This is a genomic window from Ruminococcus sp. AM31-15AC (assembly GCF_003462045.1).
GTDB lineage: Bacteria > Bacillota > Clostridia > Oscillospirales > Ruminococcaceae > Hominimerdicola > Hominimerdicola aceti.
Genome location: NZ_QTYG01000012.1, coordinates 25,500 through 50,877, shown reverse-complemented (window position 1 = coordinate 50,877; position 25,378 = coordinate 25,500). Strand labels below are relative to the sequence as shown.

The following is a 25,378-nucleotide window of genomic DNA, read 5'->3' as shown; positions in this document are numbered from 1 at the left end:
GGTATAATAAAGTGTCAAAGTATAATTATCAGATATAGGAGAGTTAAAATGATAACAGTATCAAACGTAAGCCTTTCATTCGGTGGTCAGCTTCTTTTCAAGGACGTTGACCTTAAATTTACAAACGGCAACTGCTATGGCATAATCGGTGCAAACGGTGCAGGAAAGTCAACATTTCTGAAGATCCTCTGCGGTGAGATAGAGCCTACCACAGGCGAGGTAGTGATCTCAAAAGAGGACAGACTTTCAGTGCTTCGTCAGGATCACTTTGCATTTGACGAGTATACAGTTCTCGAAACTGTAATAATGGGCAATAAGCGCCTTTATGAGATAATGAAAGAAAAGGACGAGCTTTACGCCAAGGAGGACTTCACCGAGGAGGACGGCGACAGAGCAGGTCAGCTTGAAAGCGAGTTCGCAGAATTAAACGGCTGGGAAGCTGAGTCTGACGCTTCAAAGCTCATTCAGGGTCTCGGTCTTTCCGAGGATATCCTCTATTCACAGATGTCCACCCTCTCAGGTAACGAAAAAGTCAAGGTGCTTCTTGCACAGGCACTTTTCGGCAATCCTGATATCATCATGCTGGACGAGCCTACCAACCACCTTGATATCGACGCTATAAGCTGGCTTGAGGACTTCCTTGCCGACTATTTCGGAATTGTCCTCGTTGTATCTCATGACAGACACTTCCTTAATAATGTTTGTACCCATATCGTGGATATCGACTATACAAAGATAAAAATGTATGTTGGTAACTACGAGTTCTGGTATGAGTCCTCACAGCTCATGCAGAGAATGATAAAGAACCAGAATAAGAAAGCCGAGGAGAAGATCAAGGAACTCCAGGAGTTCATCAACCGCTTCTCAGCAAATAAATCAAAGTCCAAGCAGGCAACAGCAAGAAGAAAGCTTCTTGATAAGCTCACAGTCGAGGAAATGCCTGCATCATCAAGAAAATATCCTTTCATAGGCTTTAATATGGATAGAGAGCTTGGAAAAGACGTCCTCAAAGTCAACGGCATATCCAAAACAGTTGACGGAGTAAAGCTCCTAAATAACGTTTCCTTTACTCTCAGCCGTACCGATAAGGTCGCTTTCATCGGCGAGTCCGAGCAGGCTATCACAATGCTTTTCAAGATACTTGCAGAGGAAGAAGAGCCAGACGAGGGCAGCATTAAGTGGGGCATTTCCACATCACGTTCCTATTTCCCTATTGACAACTCAGCCTACTTTAATGATAATGACGAAAGCATAGTGGATTGGATAAGAAAATATTCCACTTCCGAGGTAACAGACACCTACCTCAGAGGCTTCCTTGGCAAAATGCTCTTCTCAGGGGACGAGATATATAAGCCTGTAAAAGTTCTCTCAGGCGGTGAAAAGGTAAGATGTATGTTCAGCCGTATGATGCTCTTCGGCTCAAACGTTATAATGCTTGACAGACCTACCAACCACCTCGATCTTGAGTCTATCACAGCCGTAAATAACGGACTTAGAGATTTCAAAGGCGTTGTGATTTTCGCATCTCATGACCACGAAATAGTTCAGACAGTTGCAAACAGAATAATCGAGATAACCCCCGACGGCTGTATCGACAGACAGGGAACATATGAGGAGTTCCTTGATTGGCGACGTGAGCGTGGCATGAAGTCATTTATAGAGTAATTTTATTATGGAGAAGTATCCAAAATGGCAAAAATGAAAAACGTGACCGTAAGAGGTTACAATATTGACGACGTTCCTGCAATGGCAGAGATATGGAACGAAGTAGTAAAAGAGGGCAATGCCTTCCCACAGAAAGAGACCCTCGACTATGATTGGGCAAAAAAATTCTTTGCTTCACAAACATTCTGCGGTGTTGCAGAGTATGAGGGCGAGACCGTAGGAATGTATATTCTCCACCCAAATAACGTTGGCAGATGCGGACATATCGCAAACGCAAGCTATGCCGTAAAAAGCACCTGCCGTGGAAAAGGAGCAGGCAAGGTCATAGTCGAACATTGTCTTTTCATAGCAAAGCAGAAAGGCTTTAAGGTGCTCCAGTTCAATGCCGTTGTTGCATCAAACGTCAAAGCGGTAAAGCTTTACGAAAACCTCGGCTTTGTTAAGCTCGGCACTGTACCGAAGGGCTTTGAAAACAAAGAGGGCGTCTTTGAGGATATCATTCTGTTCTACCACACTCTTTGATTAGTGAGGAGTGAGGAATTAAGGTATCGCCTGCGGCGATGATATTTTTTGAATTTTTATAGATATTGAAAGGAGAAAAAAGAATGTTAAAGGTAGCAAATATTTTTTCAAACGATATGGTGCTCCAGCGTGACAAGAACATAACAGTCTGGGGACTTGGGGACGAGGAAAGAACTGTCACAGTTACTCTTAACGGCGTGTCAGTCCAGACGCAGGTCTGCGACGGCAGGTGGACAGCCGTCCTCCCTCCAATGAGTGCAGGCGGAGAGTATGAAATGACAGTTTCAGACGGCTGTACAGAGAAAAAATTCTGCCGTATCATGATAGGCGAAGTGTGGTTCTGCGGCGGCCAGTCAAATATGGAGCTTGAACTTCAAAACGCAAAGGGCGGCAAAGAAGTTCTCGAAAACCTCACCCCTGATTGCAACGTAAGATTTTATTACACTCAAAAGCGTGGCACTCTTGACGAAATGTTCTATGAGGACGAAAACAATACCGCATGGTCGCAGGCTTCAAAGGATAATTCAAGGGCATGGAGTGCAGTCGGCTTCTTCTTTGGAAGAAAACTTGCCAAAGACCTTGGCGTAACAGTAGGACTTATCGGCTGTAACTGGGGCGGCACATCAGCCTCCGCATGGGTAGACAGACCGACCCTTGAAAACAACGCTGAAATAAGAAGCTACATAGACGAGTATGAAAAACGTATTGAGGGCAAAACTGTCGAAGAGCAGATAAAAGAATACAGAGATTATCAGAAATTTGAGCGTGTGTGGGATAAAAAATACGGTGAGCTTCTGCAAAAAGACCCAACAATGAGCTGGGAAAAAGCCAACGAGATCCTTGGCGACAAGAATTGGCCGGGCCCGATAAACTGCGTAAACCCATTCCGCCCAACAGGACTTTTTGAAACCATGGTGTCAAGAGTTTGTCCTTATACAATAAAAGGCTTCCTCTATTATCAGGGCGAGTCTGACGACCATAAGCCTGACAGCTATTATACCCTCCTCACATCTCTTATCAGGCTTTGGAGAGAGAAGTGGGGCGACGATGAGCTTCCGTTCATAATCGTCCAGCTCCCAATGTTCAAATATGCCGCCGACCCTGATTATAAGCATTGGTGTAAAATAAGAGAAGCACAGATGAGAGCATATAAAACAGTGAAAAATACAGGAATAGCTGTTATCTCAGATTGCGGTGAGTTCAACGAGATACACCCTAAGGAAAAAGTACCCGTTGGCGAAAGACTTTGTTTGCAGGCAGAAAAGCTTTTCTACGGCATGAACGTAAAAGCATTCGGACCTATCTATAAGTCACTGGAGTATAAAAACGGTGGCATAGAGCTTAGCTTTGACCATGCCGAAAATGGCTTTGTAGTAAAGGGCGAAGCACAGGGCTTTGAGATAGCAGGCAAGGACGAAGAGTTCGTAAAAGCCGATATCACCATAAACGGCAGTAAAATTTTCATCAAGTCAGACGCCGTTGAAAAACCTCTGTATGCAAGATATAACTGGTTCAACTATTGCGAGGTAACTATCTTCAACGAAACAGGCATACCACTCGCACCATTCAGAACAGAAAAATTTTTTGTAGGGGAGCGGCGAAATTTCTGCTCGCAAGCTCACAGAAATTGACGTCCCGCTCAACAAACTTTTTTTGTTTTGCAGAAATCTGACACCCCGCTTTTTTTGCACTTCAACGTTTTTGATTTTTTTACGAATTTTTTTGTGATTCATACAAATATGGGTAGGGGCGAACAATGTTCGCCCGTTTCGTTCACCGCAAACCACCTGCCTTGACCGTCGCCCCATAAAACGCATTTCCAACGTTAATAAAATATTTATAATTAAAACTCTTGGCAAAATCTCCGCTGTGTGGTATAATAGAAGATATATAAATGAATTTGGAAAGGCTGGTCTTATTAATGAGAGCTGTTGTTACGGTTATAGGTAAGGACGCTGTAGGTATCCTTGCAAAGGTAAGCACAAAGTGTGCAGAATATAATGCGAATGTTATCGAGGTCACTCAGTCAGTTTTGCAGGACCTCTTTGCTATGATAATGCTTGTTGACATCACAAAGCTCAATTCCGATTTCGCTACCATGGCGGACGGACTTACAGAGCTTGGTCAGACAATGGGTGTAAAGATCCATACGATGCACGAGGACATTTTTAACTGTATGCACCATATCTAAAGAGGAGATTTCAGTAAAATGATTAATACATATGACGTGTTGGAAACGATACGAATGATACAGGACGATTGTCTTGATATTCGTACTATCACAATGGGCATTTCTCTGCTTGATTGTATCGACAGCGATATAAACGTTGCCTGCGAGAATGTCTATAAGAAGATAACCGCAAAAGCTGCAAGGCTTGTTGAGGTGGGCGAGCAGATAGAAAAGGAGCTTGGGATCCCGATCATAAATAAGAGAATTTCCGTTACCCCTATCGCTATCGTGTCTGCTGCCTGCAAGTGTTCACCTGTTCCATTTGCACACGCTATGGACAGAGCCGCAAAGGACGTTGGCGTAAACCTTATCGGTGGATATACAGCCCTCGTTCCAAAGGGCTTCTCCGCAGGCGATATCGAGCTTATCAAGTCTATCCCAGAGGCACTCGCTACTACTGAGAGAGTATGTTCCTCTGTAAATATCGGTTCAACAAAAACAGGTATCAACCTGGACGCCTGCAAAATGATGGGTGGCGTTGTAAGAGAGTGTGCAGAAAGAACAGTTGACTCTGCCTGCTTTGGCGCAGCAAAACTCGTTGTTTTCTGTAACGCAGTTGAGGATAACCCGTTCATGGCAGGTGCTTTCCACGGAGTTGGCGAGCCTGATTGCATGATAAACGTGGGCGTATCAGGTCCTGGTGTTGTAAGAGCCGCTTTGAGAAAATATCCTGACGCTGATATCACAAAGATATCCGACGTTATCAAGGAGATCTCATATAAGATAACAAGAGTAGGTCAGCTCGTTGGAACTATCGCTTCTAAGCGTCTTGGCGTTCCATTCGGTATTGTTGACCTTTCACTCGCACCAACTCCAGCAGTAGGCGACTCTGTTGCTCATATCCTCGAGGAAATAGGTCTTGAAAAGTGCGGTACACATGGCACAACAGCAGCCCTCGCCCTGCTCAATGACGCAGTTAAAAAGGGCGGCGTAATGGCTTGCTCAAGAATAGGCGGACTTTCAGGCGCATTTATCCCTGTTTCTGAGGATGCAGGCATGATAGATGCCGCAAAGAGCGGTGCGCTCTGCATTGAAAAACTTGAAGCTATGACCGCTGTATGCTCAGTTGGTCTTGATATGATATGTATTCCGGGCGATACCCCAGCCGATACTATTTCCGCTATCATCGCAGACGAAGCTGCTATCGGTATGGTAAACAACAAGACCACCGCCGTAAGAGTTATCCCTGCTATTGGCAAGAGCGTTGGCGAAGAACTTGATTGGGGCGGACTTTTTGGCTGCGGACCTGTTATGCCGCTCAAAAAAGAGTCACCTTCCAAGTTCATCAATCGTGGCGGACAGATCCCTGCACCACTCCATTCTCTCAAAAACTAAATTTGCACGGCGGCAGAGCAATTCTGCCGCTGTTTTTGGTAAGGAGGAAAAAGATTGAAACGCTGTATGTTTGCAGACTTCACCTTTAAAATACCCTTTGAGGAGCGTATAAGACTTATAAAAGAGAACGGCTTTGACGGTGTAATGCTTGGCTTTTCTGACGGACTAAAATACACACAGTATGATATTGTACGAAATTTTGGACTGGAAATAGAAAATGTCCATTCACAGTTTGACCGCATGAACGCCCTTTGGACAATATGCCCGGAGAGCGAATATATCCTCCAACGAACACTTGAATGTGTAAGAGTGTGCGGTGAAAACGGCATAAAAACCATGATATGCCACCCCACTGACGGGCTTGTTCCCCCCGAAGTATCTCGTTTCGGTATAGAGAATTTCGCCAAGATAATACAGTGCGGAGAAGAAAACAGCGTCGATATCGCCTTTGAGAATATCCAGCTCCCGCAGTTTCTTGACGTGCTTTTTGACCGGTTCGGAAACCATGATAACGTGAAATTTTGCTATGACACAGGTCATGAGAATTGCTTCTCAAAGAATACCGATTGCCTGACGAAGTTCGGCAGCAAGCTTGCCTGCCTGCATATCCACGATAACGACGGCAACACCGACGGACACATGATACCATTTGACGGCAGCCTGAACTTTGAGAAATTTCTCAGAAAGCTCAAAAACCTCGACCACCAGCCACCATTATCATTAGAACTTTATATGTCAAAGTCCACCATGTACCGAAATGCTGCACCTGACAGCTTTGTAAGACGTGCGGCAGAAGCGGCAAAACAGCTTGAAAAGCTTTATGATTCTATATAAGTACAAATTTCTGTACAGATAGGAGAACCTATGAAAACTCTTATAGATATGCACACCCACACAGGCTTTTCCCCCGATGGTGAGGGAACAGTTGAACAGTCTTTAGCAAAAGCCAAAGAGCTTGGCTTGGCGGCATTTGCCATAACTGACCATTGCGATTGCAATTTCCGCTACAAAGCCGACCATTATGGTGATCCTGAAGCCCTGAAAGACGGCATGATGTACGGCTCGGGGGAGTATGCCCCCACAAGCATAGCCGCTCAGTATGAAGCCGCCCAGCACCTAGAGGGTTTAAATTTTCTCTGCGGAATAGAGCTTGGTCAGCCTTTGCAGGATATAGAATTTGCCGAGGAGATAGCCTCCGACAAGCGCCTTGATTTTATCATCGGCTCTCATCATCAGAATAAAGGCAAGGACGATTTCTATTGGATAGAGTACAAAAATATGGACTTGTCGCAAACCTATGCTCTCCTTGACGACTATTTCAAAGAAATGCTTGAAATGTGCAAATGGGGCAGGTTCGATGTTTTAGGACACCTCACCTATCCTCTGCGATATATCCAGGGAGATTGCGGTATACAAATAGATCTTTCTACATATGAAGATATTATCAGAGAAATTTTTTGTACACTTATCCAAAAAGGCAAGGGCATAGAGATAAATGTGTCGGGATTAAGGCAAAAATACGGCAAGCCTCTCCCCGACCTTGGCTATGTGAAGCTCTACAGATCCCTCGGCGGCGAGATATTGACCATAGGCTCAGACGCCCACTGCACCGCAGATATCGGCAGAGATATTTCCACAGGCGTAGAAATGGCGCAGGCGGCAGGCTTTAAGTATCTGACCTATTTCAAAAAGCACGAGCCGAAGTTTATCAAGATAGAAATATGATATCATATCAAAGCGCCGCAATTCTTGCTTTGCAGGGATAGGGCGTTTTGTTTTGCCGGTAACATTTAGCCCACCGATACATATAATTATATATAACTCTATCAGGCATAGTCCCACAGGAGGTATCCATATGAAAAAAACAGTTTTCCTCTGCGTCGGCGGTGACGCAAGACAAACATATACAGCTCAGACTCTCACTAAAATCGGCAGGGTCTATACTTACGGCATGGACGATAAAGGCGAGGACACTATCCCCCTCGCTCATCTCGATCAGCTCACCGAAAAGGCGGACGTTCTCGTACTTCCTCTCATGAAAGCTGACGGGCTGGATATCTCTTCTAGCCGTAATGTAAAGGTATCATGCAGTGACGTTTCAACGCATTTAAAGAAAAATGCACTCGTGGCAGGCGGTCTGCTCCGCCGTGATCAAATAGAATATTTCTCCTCTCTCGGCTTCGATGTTAAGGATTACTATAAGCGAGAGGAGCTTGTTATAAGAAATTGTATCCCCACGGCGGAGGGCGCTTTGCAAATAGCTATGCAGGAGCTTGCTGTCACCGTGAACGGTTCCACCGTCCTAGTTATTGGTTATGGCAGAGTAGCGAAAGCCTGCGCTAAGCTTTTTCGAGCTGTCGGCGCAGATGTGACTATATCCGCAAGAAAGCTTTCTGCGCTTGCAGAAGCTGAGGGCGCAGGCTATAAGGCAGAGCTTATCACAGCTCTTGCAGAAAACATTTCGGGGTATACTATAATAATAAACACCGTCCCTGCCATGATACTTGATGAAAAGCTTTTGGGCGTAATGGATAAAAACTCTCTTATCATAGACCTTGCCTCCCGACCTGGCGGAGTAGATCATGAAACTGCCGCAAAGCTGAACAGGCGTGTGGTATGGGCATTGGGACTTCCAGCCAAAGCCGCACCTATGACAGCAGGAGAGATAATCGCCCGAACAGTCACGGACATTTTGAATGAAAGGGGAACAAAGAATGTCACTTGACGGCATACGAATAGGCTTTTGCATGACCGGCTCCTTCTGCACCTTTGAAAAGGCATTTGCCGCCGCAGAACGGCTTGTGCAGCAGGGCGCAAAGCTTGTGCCAATAATGTCTTTCAACGCCGCATCTATATCTACACGTTTTGGCACAGCGGAAGATAACATCAAACGACTTGAAACCATAGCAGGCCGCAAGGTCATACGCACCATAGAAGAAGCCGAGCCGATCGGACCGAAAAAGATGTGTGATATCATGGTAGCAGCACCCTGCACCTCAAACACGGCAGCAAAGCTTGCTCTTGGCTTGACGGACACTCCAGCCACCATGGCGGTAAAAAGTCACCTGAGAAACGCTCGTCCCGTGGTCATCGCCATATCGACAAATGACGCACTGGCAGGGTGTGCTAAAAACATAGGTTATCTGCAAAATCTGAGAAACTACTATTTCGTACCATATGCGCAGGACAACTGCGAAAAGAAGCCAAACTCCATAGTGGCTGAGTTTGAACTCATACCCGAAACTATTCAGTCGGCTCTTGAAGGGATACAGCTTCAGCCTATCATAAGGGTAAAATAACGCAAAGCTCTCCGAAACGCTCGGGGAGCTTTTTTTGCATTCACACATCTCTGATAACCGCATCCCTACAGATATTCGGGCAAGTCCTGCCGCCGCAAAATCGCTTCGCTCTTTGCGGATATACGTTGCTCTATGGGATAGAAAAGCGGTGCAGATTTAATTCTCCGATATCACTTTTATCAGATATCTAACTTCTGTATGCTTTTTTACTTTGTTCTGCACCGCTTGGTCGGCTGTCGCCGATTGAGGCTTTGCCTCAAACTCCACAAGGGACTCTGTCCCTTGACCCTGCAAGCCCTCCAGCGCCGGGCTTGACCGTGCGCGTTATCTCTCGCTTCGCTCGGTGCTTGGGGGCAGCTTTGCTCATTCCTCATTCCTCATTCCTAATTCCTCACTCCTCACTCCCCTTGTGCAATCTGCTTTATAACAAGTCTAAACTTTGTTCACATTCACGAAAGAAATTTTTCTTTCCGCCCTTGCTATTTATGTGAAAATAGTATATAATTATCTTATGCGGTTGATATATTTTGTGTAAATGATACATATAATTATACTGCATATCAGATTAAGCCGTCCAACGGCATAGATTGGAGCGATCAACTTGAAAAAATACGACAGCACAAAAATAAAAAATATTGCTATTGCAGGTCAGGCAGGTTCTGGAAAGACCTCTCTGACTGAGGCACTGCTATATAAAAGCGGAGCTACTGACAGGCTCGGCAAGATAACTGACGGAAACACTGTTTCTGATTATACTCCTGATGAGATAAAGAGAAAATGTTCTGTTTACACATCTCTTTCTTCTTTGGAAACTGGCGAGTTCAAGGTAAATCTTCTTGATACTCCCGGTATGTTCGATTACGAGGGCGAAGCTGTTGAGGGCATTGCCGCAAGCGGTTGCGTACTCATCACTGTATCAGGTAAATCAGGCGTTCGTGTAGGTACTCACAAGGCTTATGACCTTGCAAAGGAAATGGGCAAGCTACAATGTTCGTTGTAACAAAGCTTGATGACGATAACGCAAACTTCAATAACGTTCTTACTCAGCTCAAAGCAGAGTTCGGACCTACAGTCTGCCCTGTTGTTGTGCCTGTTATCGCAGACAGAAAGATAGTTTCTTATGTAAATCTCATTGAGATGAAAGCATATAAGTATGAAAACGGCAAGGCAGTTGAAACTGATATGCCTACAGCTGAGGTGTCAGAGAAAATGGGTTATCGTATCGACGGACTTATCGAAGCCGTGTCCGAAGCCGTTGCAGAAACTGACGAGGCGCTTTTTGAAAAGTTCTTCTCAGGCGAAGCATTCACACAGAAAGAGCTTATCGACGGAATACATAGCGGCATGAACTCAGGCATTATAACTCCTGTTACCTGCGTTTCTTCCACAGACCTCTCAGGCGTTGATATGCTCCTTAAGGAGATAGACCTGCTGCTTCCTCCTCCGTCAGAAAAGGACGCTATGATAGGCGAAACAGCAGACGGCGAAGCTGTTGAGGTCGCTTGCGTTGAAAGCGACCCTATGAGCGCATTTGTATTCAAGACAGTTGCTGACCCATTTGTTGGCAAGATGTCATACATGAAGGTATTTTCAGGAAAGCTTACACCTAACAAGGAAGTTGTGAACGCTACAACAGGAAGCACCGAAAAGGTCGGAAAGCTTGTTACGCTTCAGGGCAAAAAGCAGATAGACGTTGCCGAAGCGGGCTGTGGAGATATCGTTGTTGCAATGAAGATGAACGTGAACACCAACGATACTATCTGTGACTCCTCAAGAGTTGTTAAGTTTGCACCTATGACCTTCCCTAAGCCATGCTACAAAATGGCAGTAAGAGCCAAGAAGCAGGGCGATGAAAGCAAGATATCCGCCGCAATGACAAGACTTATGGAAGAAGATCTTACTATAGATTACAAGCTCGACCCGTCAACAAACGAAATGATACTCAGCACCTTGGGCGGACTTCACCTTGATTCAGTTGTGGGCAGACTTGCAGGAACATTCGGCGTTGAGGTAGAAACTTCTGTGCCTAAGATCTCCTATCGTGAAACTATCAGAAAGAAAGTCAAGGTGCAGGGCAGACATAAGAAGCAGTCAGGCGGTCATGGTCAGTATGGTGACGTTTGGATAGAATTTGAGCCATGCGTATCTGACGATCTTGTATTTGAAGAAAAGGTGTTTGGTGGAGCAGTTCCGAAGAACTTCTTCCCAGCCGTAGAAAAGGGCTTGCAGGAAAGCGTAAAGAAAGGTGTTCTCGCAGGATTCCCTGTAGTAGGTCTGAAAGCTATCCTTGTGGACGGCTCATATCACCCTGTTGACAGCTCAGAAATGGCATTCAAAATGGCAGCTTCTATCGCATACAAAGAGGGTATGCGTCAGGCAGAGCCTGTTCTCCTTGAACCGATCGGCTCCTTGAGCGTTTTCGTACCTGACGATAACACTGGCGACATGATGGGCGAGCTTAATAAGAGAAGAGGCAGAGTTCTTGGTATGAATCCTGCGGAAAAGAAGGGTATGACCGAGATAGTTGCCGAAGTTCCAATGGCTGAAATGGCAGACTTCACACTGCTTCTGAGACAAATGACGCAGGGTCAGGGCGTGTTCACTTTTGAAAAAGCACGTTACGAGCCCCTTCCTGCAAATCTTGTTGCAGACGTTATCGCAAAGAACGCAGTGGCAGATTGATTTTTTTGGAATAGAATTTTTAAGGGATAATTATAGAATTGTGATAAGGACAGTACGGGAATGTTTCGGGCGTTCCCGTACTTTTTTTGCACAAAAAAACAGACGGAATAAAAACCGTCTGCAATTATCAAATGTATTTGAATACACCATAGTAGGGGCGAACAGTGTTCGCCCGTTTCCTGTCAGCTTTTATGTGACGCACATATCACCCATTCCAATATTTTCTGTCAAGGCTTCGATACTGAACAGCCATTGCGATATGCTTTTTGTCTATGATCTTTGCACCGTCCATATCCGCAACAGTTCGTGCGACTTTAAGTATGCGGTCATAGGCTCTTGCTGAAAGTCCCAGCCTGTCAAAAACGTTCTCCAAAAGCTTTGAAGCCTCATCTGTCACAGGGCAGACCTCTTGAAGAATATCAGAGGTTATTCGTGCGTTGCAGGTTATGCTAGTGCCTTTGAAACGCTCGTTTTGTATGTTACGGGCTTTTTGAACACGCTCTCTTATGGACGCTGAAGACTCCTCTTTGGCAGTGGAAGAAAGGTCTGCAAACTCAACAGGTGCGACCTCTAAATGAATGTCGAAACGGTCGAGAAGTGGTCCGCTGACTTTGGAAAGATAGCCTGACACCTGTTTGGGCGAGCATATGCACTTTCTTGTAGGGTGACCAAAATATCCGCATGGACAAGGATTCATTGCAGCGATAAGCATGAACGAACATGGGTATGTTATCGACCCTGACACTCTGGATATGGTCACCTGCCTGTCCTCCAAAGGCTGACGTAAGATCTCAAGGGCAGGGCGTGAAAACTCTGCAAGTTCGTCAAGAAAAAGCAAGCCGTTATGTGCAAGGGATATCTCACCGGGCTTTGGCACAGAGCCTCCGCCTGAAAGTCCTGCCGGTGAAACTGTATGATGCGGTGAACGGAAAGGTCTGGCGGTGATAAGAGGACTGTTGCTGTCCAAAAGTCCTGCCACAGAATGGATATTTGTGGTTTCTATAGACTCCTCAAAGGTCATGGCAGGAAGTATCGACGGCATACGTTTTGCAAGCATTGATTTTCCTGAGCCGGGCGAACCTATCATAAGAACGTTGTGACCGCCTGCCGCTGCGACCTCCAATGCTTTTTTTGCCGCTGATTGACCTTTTACGTCGGCAAAATCAAGACTTCCGAAATAACTTTCAGCGGTGGGCTTATAATGTGCCGCAGGAACTATTGCCGCCTTTTTCTCAAAGTGAAAAACAAGCTCCCGTAAAGACCTTACGCCATAGGCTTTTATACCCTCCACAACGGAAGCTTCACGAACATTGTCGGCAGGAACATATATCTCAGAAAGTCCCATTTTCTGCGCCATTATGGTCATAGGCAAAACGCCCTGAACAGGTCTTACTTCTCCGCTGAGAGAAAGCTCGCCGATAAAAGCGGAGGTGGAAAGCATACTGTCATCAACAAGGTCAGCCATTCGCAAGAGTGCAACTGCCACGGCTAAGTCATAGACCGAGCCTGTTTTTCTCACATCGGCAGGTGCAAGATTTATGATTATTTTTCTCAGAGGCAATGTTATCTCGCTTGAACGCAGTGCAGAACGCACACGTTCACGGCTTTCTTTTACAGATGCGTCTGCAAGCCCCACAATATCGAAAGAGGGCAGACCCTTTGAAGCTTCTATCTCCACCTTGACCGCAAAGGCGTTAAGCCCCAGCAGACCTACACTGTTTATTACAGCAAACACGTTGACTTCTCTCCCTTACAGCTTAATCTGAACACATCTCAGAGCTAATGATATCCAGCAGAAAATCTGCGATATCATTATATACCTCACGGCGGTTGGTTTCGTTCACAAGCTCATGACGTGCATTTTCGTATATCTTCATTTCAACGTCACAGCCGTTGAGGGATAGTCTGTTGAACACGCTTAGTACGCCTTTTCCGTAGTTTCCCACAGGGTCGGCACTGCCTGCTATAAGATAGGTAGGCAAAGTTTTCGGATAGGTGGAGAACCACTTTTCATTTGAAACATACCACAAAAGCTTTGCAAGATTTTCAAAGCCGTTTAGGGTGAAAATAAAGTTGCATTTAGGATCTTTTTCGTAGGTGGAAACTATTTCAGGGTCACGGGATATCCAATCATATTCGCTGACCTTATCGGTAATTTTTCTTGTATAAGCACCGAAAGCAAGCTTATTTACAGCGTTGCTCCTATATTTATCACCATGGAGTATTTTGAGGCTGTCAACAAGGGTGAGCAAAGCAGGGATACCCTCCATGCCGCCGCTCGTTCCGCAGAAGATAGCCGCTGTGAGGTTTCTGCCATGCTTGGTGACAAAAGCTCTTGCAAGGAAGCTTCCCATGCTGTGGCCGAGAAGAAAATACGGCTTGTCAGGGTAGTTGTGTTTCATCATTTTTGTGAGAGTATACATATCCTCGACAGCGTTTTCCCAGCCATGTTCAGGAGAGAAGTAGCCAAGCTCGGAACTGTCGTTCACACTGTCGCCATGACCGAGGTGGTCGTTTCCGCATACTGCGAAGCCTAAGCCTGTGAGGAACTCAGCGAGGTCGTCATAACGTCTGAAATATTCGCACATACCGTGGGATATCTGAACGACACCTCTTACTGTGCCGATAGGGAAACGGACGTAATATGCGATCTTATGAAGTCCGTCAGAGGACGGATAGTAGCTTTTGAAATGAGTACAATTCATAGAAATTTACCTCCTTGGGGTTATGATTTCGTGCAATTTTACTTATCAATAGTATAGCACTTTTTGGGGGAATAATCAAGGGGAAGTTTTTTTGAGTGAGGAGTGGAGTTTAAGTGAGGAGTGAGGAATGAGGAGTGAGGAATGAGGAATGAGCATAGCAGACCAAAGTAAATTACAAGCATAAAGTAAAATAAAGCACCGAGCGAAGCGAGCAAAAGGTCCAGGGACACGTCCCTGGTCAGGGTCAAGGGGTGAAACCCATTGTGGGTACAGGGCAAAGCCCTGTCGGAGTTTGAGGCAGAGCCTCATTCGGCGCAAGCAGACAAGGTGCAGATTTAATGAAAAATAGCATATAGAAGTCAGATATTAGATGAAAGTGATATCGTAGAAACAAAATCTGCACCGCCTTTCTAGCCCTAAGCGCAATGTAGATACGCAAAGAGCGGAGCGATTTTGCGGAGGAATAAACTATCCCAAATATCTGTAGGGGTTGTCATGGTTTGTGGGATAAACAATAATGCAATGCGAAACGTCGAGGGGTCGGGACGTCGAGGGCGCCGTCCCCTACAAATGCGTTGCCATAGGTTTCGTGTTTTAGCTGTATTTATATTCAATTTTCAAGTTGCGTTCGGGGTGTGACATTGGGTATTAAGCCCTAGGTTTTGCATACACAAAATATCAAATGCACACCCACGCTTTGACACAAGTACTCTACAGCCTGTTCCAGAAACGCACCTCGGTTTCACTAAGTCGCAGGGCTTGTACGTGCCCGCAAGTATCAAAACGCTTTCTACTTATACACGAAAAGCACCACTTTTGTTGCATAAAAAATGCAACAATTGCAGAAATGTTGCCAAATTAAAAGATAAATCATTTGTTTGCACAATTTGTTAAGTGAGTTTTTGTTGGATATGACAAGTAAATTGGATTTATTATGTAATGGCAGACAAGTTGGTGCAGATAGTGATGAAATAAAGGGTAGATCAGGGCGGAGGTAATGAGGCGGAGGGTGATAAAAGCAGGCGGGTAAACGAAAAATTTACGATTTGATAACACATTGGTAATAGTAGAAGTTTCTGCGTCGAATTGTGCGATTTTTGTTCAAATCGGAGAAAATAGGAAAATCGGCGAGATGTGTAAGCTAAAATGCTTGACAAGGGCTTGCTAATATTATATAATAGTATACTGTATCATAATGGAGTTTTCCACCTATTTCATGCGTTTTTGAGTGCAGAAAATCATGGAAAACACCGCCAAAACCACTGGCGAATACGATTGTTATATAGTATTATATAAATGTATTTTCCAAATAAATTAAGGAGTGATTGAGCCTATGGTGAATGTCAAGGACGTAAAACTTGGTAAGAACACGAGAAAGAGCTTTGCCAAGATCAATGAGGTTCTGGAGATGCCTAACCTTATTGAAGTGCAGAAGAACTCTTATCAGTGGTTCCTCGATGAAGGTCTGAAGGAGGTCTTCAGAGATGTTTCAGCTATTACTGATTATAATGGTACGCTGGAGCTGACTTTTGTTGGATACCATTTCGACGAAGAGGCTAAGTATCTGTTGCAGAGTGCAAGGCGAGAGATGTAACTTATGCAGTGCCACTGAGAGTTACTGCAAGACTTAACAATACCGAGACCGGCGAGATCAAGGAGTCCGAGGTATTTATGGGTGACTTCCCTAAAATGACCGACAGCGGAACTTTTGTTATCAACGGTGCAGAGCGTGTTATCGTTTCTCAGTTGGTGCGTTCACCAGGTGTTTATTACGCTTTTGATAAGGACAAGACCGGTAAGGATCTTTTCAAGACAACTGTTATCCCTAACAGAGGCGCTTGGCTTGAATATGAAATGGATTCTAACGACGTGGTTTATGTCAGAATCGATAAAAACAGAAAGATCCCTCTTACTACTTTCCTGAGATCGCTCGGTATTGGTACTAACGAGGAGATCGAGGAAGTTTTCGGCCCTGATGAAAGACTTACTCAGACTATCATGCAGAAGGATCAGACTGCTAACAGAGAGGAAGCTCTTCTTGAAGTTTACAAGAAGCTTCGTCCGGGCGAGCCTCCTACAGTAGATTCTGCTGTTACTCACCTGAACAACCTGTTCTTTGACGCTAAGAGATATGATCTTTCAAGATTTGGCAGATATAAGTACAACAAGAAGCTTGGCGTTGGTTCAAGACTTTCAGGCCACAGACTTTCAAGACCTGTTGTAAATCCTATGACAGGCGAGGTAATGGCTGAGGCCGGCGATCTTATCAGCTTTGATAAGGCTATGGAGATCGAGACCGCAGGTGTTATGGAGGCTTACGTTGACGTTGAGGTCAAAGAACATCTTACTTCCGCAACAGGCGAGGCTGTTACAAAGCTTGAAGAGTGCGAAGTTAAGATCATAGGCAACGGCATGGTAGACATCAACGCTTATGTTGATTTTGACTGCACTGAGCTTGGCATCAACGAAAAGGTATCTTTCAAGGCTCTCAAGGAAGTTCTTGAAGATTCTGAGAATGAGGAAGAGCTTAAGGAGAACATCAGACTTAAGGCTGACGACCTCGTTCCAAAGCACATCACTATCGATGATATTATCGCTACGGTTTCTTACTTCCTCAACCTTTGCGAGGGCGTTGGTACTGTTGACGATATCGACCATCTTGGCAACAGAAGAATCCGTTCAGTAGGCGAGCTTCTTCAGAACCAGTTCAGGATCGGTTTCACAAGAATGGAAAGAGTTATCCGTGAGAGAATGAACATTCAGTCACAGGGCACTGAGGTCGTTACTCCTACAGCTCTTATCAATATAAGACCTATCACTGCGGCTATCAGAGAGTTCTTCGGTTCTTCTCCACTGTCACAGTTCATGGATCAGAACAACCCTCTGGCTGAGCTTACTCATAAGAGAAGACTTTCAGCCCTCGGCCCTGGCGGTCTTTCAAGAGACCGTGCCGGATTTGAGGTCCGTGACGTTCACTATACTCACTACGGCAGAATGTGTCCTATCGAGACGCCTGAAGGTCCTAACATCGGACTTATCTCTTACCTTGCTTCTTTCGCAAGGATAAACGAGTACGGCTTTATCGAAGCTCCTTACAGACGTGTTGACAAGGAAACAGGCGTTGTAACTGACGAAGTTGTTTATATGACGGCTGACGTTGAAGATAACTACATGGTCGCTCAGGCAAACGAGCCTCTTACTGAGGATAACAAGTTTGCCAGACCTAAGGTAAACGGCAGATACAGAGATCAGATCCTCGAGATCGAGAGAGAGAAGATCGACTTCATGGATGTTTCGCCTAAAATGGTAGTTTCTGTGGCTACTGCTTGTATCCCGTTCCTTGAGAACGATGACGCTAACCGTGCGCTCATGGGTTCAAACATGCAGAGACAGGCTGTGCCGCTGCTCAAGACTGAGTCTCCTATCGTTGGTACTGGTATGGAGTACAAGGCTTGTCTTGATTCAGGCGTTGCTGTTGTTTCTAAGAACGCAGGTGTTGTTGAGAGCGTTGACGCTGACAAGATCGTTATCCGTGAGGACAGCGGTATGCTCAGAACTTATGAGCTGACTAAGTTCAAGCGTTCAAACGCAGGTACTTGCACAAACCAGAGACCTATCGTCAATAAGGGCGAGAGAATTGAAGCTAATCAGATAATCGGTGACGGCCCTGCTACTTCAAACGGCGAGCTTTCACTTGGTAAGAACGCTCTTATCGGCTTCATGACTTGGGAAGGTTACAACTACGAGGACGCCGTTCTTCTGAACGAAAACCTTGTAAAGCAGGATAAATACACTTCTATCCATATTGAAGAGTATGAGACAGAAGCCAGAGATACAAAGCTCGGACCTGAGGAGATCACAAGAGATATACCTAACGTTGGCGAGGACGCTCTTAAGGATCTGGACGAGAACGGTATCATCAGAATAGGCGCAGAGGTTCGCTCGGGAGATATACTTGTTGGTAAGGTAACACCTAAGGGTGAAACTGAGCTGACAGCTGAGGAAAGACTTCTGAGAGCTATCTTCGGCGAAAAGGCTAGAGAAGTCAGAGATAATTCTCTTAAGGTACCTCACGGCGAGGCCGGTACTATCATTGATGTTAAGATATTCACAAGAGAGAACTGCGACGAGCTTTCTCCTGGAGTAAATATGCTCGTTAGATGCTACATCGCACAGAAGAGAAAGATCTCTGTGGGCGATAAAATGGCGGGTCGTCACGGTAACAAGGGTGTCGTTTCAAGAATACTCCCACAGGAGGATATGCCATTCCTTGAGGACGGTACTCCGCTCGATATCTGTCTTAACCCATTGGGCGTACCTTCTCGTATGAACATCGGTCAGGTGCTTGAAGTTCATCTTGGTATGGCGGCAAAGGCTCTTGGCTGGAAAATAATGACCCCTGTATTCGACGGTGCTCACGAGGCAGACATCAGAGAATGCTTCAAAATGGCTCAGCAGAATTATCTGGAGCATAAGGACGATGAGTTCACTCTCCACACAATGGACGAGGTCATCAACCCTAACGCACTGAGCATGAGCGAGGACGGAAAGTTCACTGTTTATGACGGAAGAACAGGCGAGAAGTTCGATAACAGAGTTACAGTAGGTTATATGTACTACCTGAAGCTCCACCACCTCGTAGACGATAAGATACACGCACGTTCAGTTGGTCCTTACTCACTGGTAACACAGCAGCCACTCGGCGGTAAGGCTCAGTTCGGCGGTCAGAGATTCGGAGAAATGGAAGTTTGGGCGCTCGAAGCTTACGGTGCTGCTTACACACTTCAGGAGATCCTTACAGTTAAGTCTGACGATACTGTGGGAAGAGTCAAGACATACGAGGCTATCGTTAAGGGACAGAATGTTCCTAAGCCTGGTGTTCCTGAGGCGTTCAAGGTACTTGTTAAGGAGCTTCAGTCACTTGGTCTGGATCTCAAGGTACTCAACATCAATAACGAGGAAATAGATCTTAAGCAGTCGTTTGACGAGGACGAGGAGCTTGTTCCACAGCCTGCTATCGAAGATCATATCGATTTCGGCGTTGACGAGGGCGATCTCGACGAGGGCTTCATGGCTGAAGACGAGAACGGCACTTCCGAACTGGAGGGCAGCGCAGCTTCCGACGAGTCTGATCTGTTCCTTAATGACGGTGAATAATTTTGCACAGTAACTAAATAAGCTGAGGTCAAAGGGCGGAAGGCTCCGCCCTTGCGACCGTTTCATATAGAAGTCGGCTGTTGCCGTGCTTCAAACTAAACAGGAAGAGGGTACTGCTGTTGGAATTCAATGAGTTTGCATCAATCAAGATCGGTCTTGCTTCGCCTCAGAAGATCCGTGAGTGGTCTTACGGCGTTGTTACCAGACCTGAAACAATAAACTATCGTACTCAGAAGCCGGAAAAGGACGGATTGTTCTGCGAAAAGATATTCGGACCTTCAAAGGACTGGGAGTGTCACTGCGGTAAATATAAGAAAATTCGCTTTAAAGGCAAAGTCTGCGAGCGCTGCGGCGTTGAGGTAACAAGAGCCAAGGTTCGTAGAGAGAGAATGGGTCACATCGAGCTTGCTGCACCTGTTTCTCACATTTGGTATTTCAAGGGAACTCCGTCAAGAATAGGACAGATGCTTGAAATATCACAGAAAAGACTTGAAGAAGTTCTTTACTTCACAAAATACATCGTTATAGATCCAGGTAACACTGAGCTTATCAAGGGTCAGCTCCTTACTGAAAAGGATTATAGCGAAATGCAGGAAAAGTATGACGAGGACGAGTTCAGAGCCGGCATGGGCGCTGAGGCTATCAAGGAGCTTCTTGAAGAGATCGACCTCGAGAAGCTTTCAGAAGAGCTAAAACTGAGCTGAAGGATCTTCCTGCAGGTCAGAAGCGTATCAAGCTTCTGAAAAGACTGGAGATCGTTGAGGCTTTCAGAACATCAGGCAACAGACCTGAGTGGATGATACTGGAGGCTATACCTGTTATACCACCTGATATCAGACCTATGGTACTGCTGGACGGCGGAAGATACGCAACTAGCGACCTTAATGACCTTTACAGACGTGTTATCAACAGAAATAACCGTCTTAAGAAAATGCTGGAGCTTGAAGCACCTGACATCATCGTTAGAAACGAAAAGAGAATGCTTCAGGAAGCTGTTGACGCACTTATCGACAACGGCAGACACGGCAGACCTGTTACAGGTCCTAACAACAGAGCATACAAGTCACTTTCAGATATGCTCAAAGGTAAGCAGGGACGTTTCAGACAGAACCTTCTTGGTAAGCGTGTTGACTATTCAGGACGTTCTGTTATCGTCGTAGGTCCTGAGCTTAAGATGTATCAGTGCGGTCTGCCAAAGGAAATGGCTCTTGAGCTGTTCAAGCCTTTCGTTATGAAAAGACTTGTTGACACCAATCCTACTATCAATATCAAGTCTGCAAGGAAAAAGGTAGACAGAGCTGAGCCAGAGGTTTGGGACGCACTTGAAAATGTTATTCAGGGTCACCCTGTAATGCTCAACCGTGCGCCTACACTTCACAGACTTGGTATTCAGGCATTCGAGCCTATCCTTGTAGAGGGCAGAGCTATCAAGCTTCACCCACTGGTTTGTACAGCGTTCAACGCTGACTTCGACGGCGACCAGATGGCTGTTCACCTGCCGATCTCAGCAGAGGCTCAGGCTGAGGCAAGATTCCTTATGCTGGCTGCCAACAACCTGTTGAAGCCTTCAGACGGACGCCCTGTTGCAGTTCCTACACAGGATATGATACTTGGTTCTTACTACCTGACACTGAAGAAGGACGGCGAGCCTGGCGAGGGCAAGGTGTTCAGAGATGTGAACGAGGCTCTTATGGCTTACGATCAGCACATCGTTTCACTTCACGCTGCTATTAAGGTAAGGATAACCAAGCAGATAGGCGACAAGCAGGTATCAAAGGTGATAGACGCTACAGTCGGAAGACTTATCTTCAACTCTATCATTCCTCAGAACCTTGGCTTTGTTGACAGAACAAATTCAGAAAAGCAGTTCGATCTTGAGATAAGCTTCCTTGTAAAGAAAAAGCAGCTTTCTGATATCATTGATAAATGTATCCAGAAGCACGGTACTACTACTACTTCCGAAGTTCTCGACAACATCAAGAGCCTTGGTTATAAGTATTCTACAAAGTCTGCTATCACAGTTGCTGTTTGCGACGCTTCTATCCCTGAGGCTAAGAAGGATATCCTTGCAAAGGCTGACGGACTTGTTGACAAGATAGACAAGCAGTATAAGAGAGGTTATATCTCAAGAGAAGAGAAGTCAAAGAAGTTCATCGAGATCTGGAACAACGCTACAGACGAAGTTACAGAGGCTCTGAAAGCTAACCTTGACCCATACAACCCAATCAACATGATGGCTGACTCAGGTGCCCGTGGTTCTATCAACCAGATCAGACAGCTGGCAGGTATGCGTGGACTTATCGCCAACACATCAGGTTCAACTATCGAGATGCCTATCAGAGCTAACTACCGTGAAGGTCTTAACATTCTGGAATACTTCATTTCTTCCAGAGGTGCGAGAAAGGGACTTGCCGATACTGCTCTGCGTACTGCTGACTCAGGTTACCTTACAAGACGTCTTGTTGACGTTTCTCAGGACGTTATCATTCGTCAGGAGGATTGCGGTACTCACGTTGGTATCGAGATATTCGACATTAAGAACGGAAACGAAATGATCGAGCCTCTCAGCGAGAGACTTGTGGGCAGATACCTTGTTGAGGACCTCAAGGATCCTAAGACAGGCGAGATGATATGCTCAAGAAACAAGCTCATAAACGTTCATGACGCTGAAAGAATAGTTGCTGCACTCGAAGCTGAGGGCAGGGATTCTATCTCTATCAGATCAGTTCTTCAGTGTCAGGCTAAGCATGGCGTTTGTGCTAAGTGCTACGGTGCCAACCTTGCAAACGGAAATATCGTTCAGGTCGGCGAGGCTGTCGGCGTAATCTCCGCTCAGTCTATCGGTGAGCCTGGTACACAGCTTACAATGAGAACCTTCCACACAGGTGGTATCGCTTCTGCGGAAGATATCACACAGGGTCTTCCTAGAGTCGAGGAGCTGTTTGAGAGCAGACGTCCAAAGGGCGCTGCTATCATCACAAGGATCGACGGCATAGTTAGGATCGAGGAGGTCAAGAAGACCAAGCAGATCACTGTTACAAGCGAGGACACTGAAAATCCTGAGCAGGAGTCTTATGCTATTCCATACGGCTACAAGATAAGAGTTCGTGAGGGACAGGCTGTTACAGCCGGTGAGCCGCTCACAGAGGGTTCTATCAACCCAGCTGATATCCTTGCAGTTAATGGCCCTAAGGCTGTTCAGAACTACATCATCACCGAAGTTCAGAAGGTTTACCGTCTGCAGGGTGTTGATATCAACGATAAGCACATCGAAGTTATCGTTCGTCAGATGATGAGAAAGGTCAAGATCGACGACTCCGGTTCAAGCTATCTGCTCCCTGGTTCACTTATCGACAGAGGAGAGGTCGCAAGACTCAACGAGGAGATACAGGCTCAGATCGACGCCGGCGACGAGAACGCAAGACTTATCACAACTGTTCCTGTTCTTCAGGGTATCACAAAGGCTTCAAGCTACTCGGATTCATTCCTGTCGGCTGCTTCATTCCAGGAGACAACTAAGGCTCTTACAGACGCAGCTATCAGAGGCAAGACCGATAAGCTCATGGGTCTTAAGGAAAATGTTATTATCGGTAAGCTCATTCCTGCCGGCACCGGTATGGACGTTTACAACAACGTTCAGGTGGTTAAGAATGAGAGTGCGGCTAACCATAACACCGCAGAAACACCGTTGTACTAATGACTTTTATATCAGCCTGCATGGTTCATTCATGCGGGCTGATTTTTTTATTTTGTATGAAACCTTTTTGCCTGCCGCGGCGTTTTAGTATATGAAGGGAAGTGAAAGCATGAAGAATATGACCGAAAGCGAATACCGCCAACTTGTAGAGGAGTATTCGGATATGGTAACAAGGCTTTGCGTGGTGCACACGGGAAATTTTTCCGACGCTGAGGACTGCTATCAGAACGTGTTCTTCAAGCTTTTCAAGCAGATGAAAAAAGGCAGTCTGCCAAACCCGAAAGCGTGGCTCATCAGAGTGCTCTCAACGAATGCCGGAGTGTTTTGCGGTATCGTTTGAGGAAAAACACAGTCGATCTGAACAGCATAACGTCTTTCTCAAAGGACGGCAGCGACATAGAGATACTTGACCTTATTTTCAGACTTCCCCCGAAATATCGGGATAGTATTTATCTTTATTACTTTGAGGAGCTGTCAGTGCAGGAGATCTCACAGCTGACAAATATCAAGGAAAACACGATAAAAACACATCTCAAACGTGGAAGAGAACAACTGAAGGATATGATAATGTTGTGAACTATATGAATGTCAATAAAGACATAAAGTATCGGGACTTCGAGGACGCCGTCCCCTACAAAAGATGTAAAAACTCTTATGTAGGGGCTGGACTTTCAGCATAACATTGACTGAAGGTATAGTTTGCAATGAGGATATCACAGAAAGGAGCAGCAAATGAAAAAGATAAATGCTTTTTACTGTATAAAAACTCCTCGGATTGGAAGGAGAGTGTGCTTATGTATGACAAGCCTACAGAGAAAAAGAAAACAAAACTTACAGGCTTTCAGCTTGCAGGTGCGGTGCTTGCGGCTTTGCTTCTGGTGGTGGGCGGTGCGCTGACGCTTTATCGCAGCGGTGATGAGCATAAGATCAATGTCGGTATGCAGCAGCCAAGTATAGACAGTTCGGAAAGCCTTGACAGCACTGAGCTTACGGCTGATTTAGAACAGGCACAAAATGCGCTTAAGCAGGTCGTTAAAGACAAAGAGATAACGGCGGTCGGAACGTATGCAGGCTGCGGCTCGGACGGAACGGGATATCTTTTTGTCGATAAGATATATGTTGAGAAATACACCTCTGAAAAGGGCGAATTGATCGACTATGTTACTGTGAATGAATATGAATACCTGAAATACCACTATTACGCTGCGTTTAAACTTGATTTCAGAGCGAAAGATGTTACCACAGGGAAGTTTGTTTATGCGGACGAACTGAAAGTGGGCGAAAAAATCGCAGTCGGCACAAACTGCGATAATCTGAGTAATTGGAACTCGGATGAGATCGCAACAGGTCTTGGCGAAACGGTCGGTGGCGACAGCTTTGGAACAGACTTCTATTATTCACTTAGATCATCAATAGCCTATGCTTATGATATCGACAGTTCAAAGGATACAGGCAAGGAAAAGCTTGATAAGCTCATTCTTGATAGTGTACAGCATATATACGAAGATATGATACTGCAAGCTGACGACTTCAACATTGTGCTAAATCCTGTTGAAAAGGACTGGGGATTTAAAATTAATACGTTGGTAAATTCTGTTAAGCATATCAATTATGATGCTGACAATTACGAAAGGGATATTATCTATCCGCTGATAATAACACCAATTCAAAAGGGTAAAGCCATAAACGTTTCCACAGCAGGAGGGTCAAAGGAAGGCATAATTATCAAGGTGGACGGAAGATATTTCAGTATAACTTCCAATTATAAGGATATTGTGGAGCAGGACGATACTAATAATGAATGGTACGGTTCCCAAAGTGCGACGGTAAAGAACAACAGAAATTACTTCTTTGATGAAAATGAATGGCTCGTTGCAATTAAATTCGCAACGGGTGCAAACACCTATTTTAGTAATGATCTGAAACTTTATATCAATGAAGTACAAAACGATATAACCTATTCGGACAAGACTGACGACAGCGATTGTGTTATAACTTATCATAGATTCAGCGAGACAGAGGTCGAAGTGGCGGATAAAGGAGAAATTTTAGATACAGACAGCAAGACGGAATGAGGGAATATATT

The 25,378-nt window shown here is 45.4% G+C and carries 14 protein-coding genes and 3 pseudogenes; 15 read left to right on the top strand and 2 right to left on the bottom strand.

Annotation, left to right across the window (positions count from 1 at the left end):
* Positions 1–48 precede the first annotated feature (48 nt).
* The 10 genes and pseudogenes from DW793_RS05390 to DW793_RS05345 all read left to right on the top strand — a co-directional run bounded on the left by DW793_RS05390 (position 49) and on the right by DW793_RS05345 (position 11,733).
* Complete coding sequence (locus DW793_RS05390) at positions 49–1,665, top strand: ABC-F family ATP-binding cassette domain-containing protein (RefSeq protein ID WP_118157279.1); 1,617 nt, start codon at positions 49–51, stop codon at positions 1,663–1,665.
* Positions 1,666–1,698: 33 nt separating this feature from the next.
* Positions 1,699–2,187, top strand: coding sequence for a GNAT family N-acetyltransferase (locus tag DW793_RS05385; protein ID WP_118157291.1), 489 nt, complete (start codon positions 1,699–1,701; stop codon positions 2,185–2,187).
* 83 nt (positions 2,188–2,270) lie between these two features.
* Complete coding sequence (locus DW793_RS05380) at positions 2,271–3,818, top strand: sialate O-acetylesterase (RefSeq protein WP_118157278.1); 1,548 nt, start codon at positions 2,271–2,273, stop codon at positions 3,816–3,818.
* Positions 3,819–4,108: 290 nt separating this feature from the next.
* Positions 4,109–4,378: an ACT domain-containing protein gene (locus DW793_RS05375; RefSeq protein ID WP_022286601.1), complete on the top strand. Its 270-nt coding sequence runs from the start codon at positions 4,109–4,111 to the stop codon at positions 4,376–4,378.
* Between the two features lie 18 nt (positions 4,379–4,396).
* Complete coding sequence (locus DW793_RS05370; protein WP_117905856.1) at positions 4,397–5,752, top strand: PFL family protein; 1,356 nt, start codon at positions 4,397–4,399, stop codon at positions 5,750–5,752.
* A gap of 54 nt (positions 5,753–5,806) precedes the next feature.
* Entirely contained in the window at positions 5,807–6,586 is a 780-nt protein-coding gene (locus DW793_RS05365) for a sugar phosphate isomerase/epimerase family protein (RefSeq protein ID WP_118157277.1), read from the top strand.
* Positions 6,587–6,616: 30 nt separating this feature from the next.
* Positions 6,617–7,477 carry a histidinol-phosphatase HisJ family protein gene (locus DW793_RS05360; protein WP_118157276.1) on the top strand — a complete coding sequence of 287 codons (861 nt, stop codon included), beginning with the start codon at positions 6,617–6,619 and terminating at the stop codon, positions 7,475–7,477.
* A gap of 130 nt (positions 7,478–7,607) precedes the next feature.
* Entirely contained in the window at positions 7,608–8,477 is an 870-nt protein-coding gene (locus tag DW793_RS05355) for a dipicolinate synthase subunit DpsA (protein WP_038671122.1), read from the top strand.
* Positions 8,449–9,051 carry a dipicolinate synthase subunit B gene (locus DW793_RS05350; RefSeq protein WP_118157275.1) on the top strand — a complete coding sequence of 201 codons (603 nt, stop codon included), beginning with the start codon at positions 8,449–8,451 and terminating at the stop codon, positions 9,049–9,051. Before DW793_RS05355 ends, DW793_RS05350 begins: the two co-directional genes overlap by 29 nt.
* 601 nt (positions 9,052–9,652) lie before the next feature.
* Positions 9,653–11,733 (top strand): annotated as a pseudogene (locus tag DW793_RS05345) (elongation factor G).
* A 205-nt stretch (positions 11,734–11,938) separates the two neighbouring features.
* Here DW793_RS05345 and DW793_RS05340 read toward each other — a convergent pair.
* Together DW793_RS05340 and DW793_RS05335 are read right to left on the bottom strand one after the other, a co-directional pair.
* Entirely contained in the window at positions 11,939–13,468 is a 1,530-nt protein-coding gene (locus tag DW793_RS05340) for a YifB family Mg chelatase-like AAA ATPase (protein ID WP_118157274.1), read from the bottom strand.
* Positions 13,469–13,490: 22 nt separating this feature from the next.
* Positions 13,491–14,438 (bottom strand): alpha/beta fold hydrolase, encoded by a 948-nt coding sequence (locus tag DW793_RS05335; protein ID WP_117858488.1) that lies wholly within the window; start codon positions 14,436–14,438, stop codon positions 13,491–13,493.
* A gap of 1,333 nt (positions 14,439–15,771) precedes the next feature.
* On the opposite strand from DW793_RS05335, the pseudogene rpoB reads away from it, so the two are divergent.
* From rpoB to DW793_RS05310, 5 genes and pseudogenes are all read left to right on the top strand, one after another.
* Positions 15,772–19,595, top strand: a pseudogene (gene rpoB, locus DW793_RS05330) (DNA-directed RNA polymerase subunit beta).
* 80 nt (positions 19,596–19,675) lie between these two features.
* A pseudogene (gene rpoC / locus DW793_RS05325) lies at positions 19,676–23,292 on the top strand (DNA-directed RNA polymerase subunit beta').
* 109 nt (positions 23,293–23,401) lie between these two features.
* Positions 23,402–23,632, top strand: coding sequence for an RNA polymerase sigma factor (locus DW793_RS05320; RefSeq protein WP_181988298.1), 231 nt, complete (start codon positions 23,402–23,404; stop codon positions 23,630–23,632).
* Positions 23,629–23,868, top strand: coding sequence for a sigma-70 family RNA polymerase sigma factor (locus DW793_RS05315; protein ID WP_181988297.1), 240 nt, complete (start codon positions 23,629–23,631; stop codon positions 23,866–23,868). The genes DW793_RS05320 and DW793_RS05315 overlap by 4 nt, the downstream gene beginning before the upstream one ends.
* Before the next feature lie 218 nt (positions 23,869–24,086).
* On the top strand, positions 24,087–25,367 hold the full coding sequence (locus tag DW793_RS05310) for a hypothetical protein (RefSeq protein WP_118157271.1): 1,281 nt from the start codon (positions 24,087–24,089) through the stop codon (positions 25,365–25,367).
* Positions 25,368–25,378 lie beyond the last annotated feature (11 nt).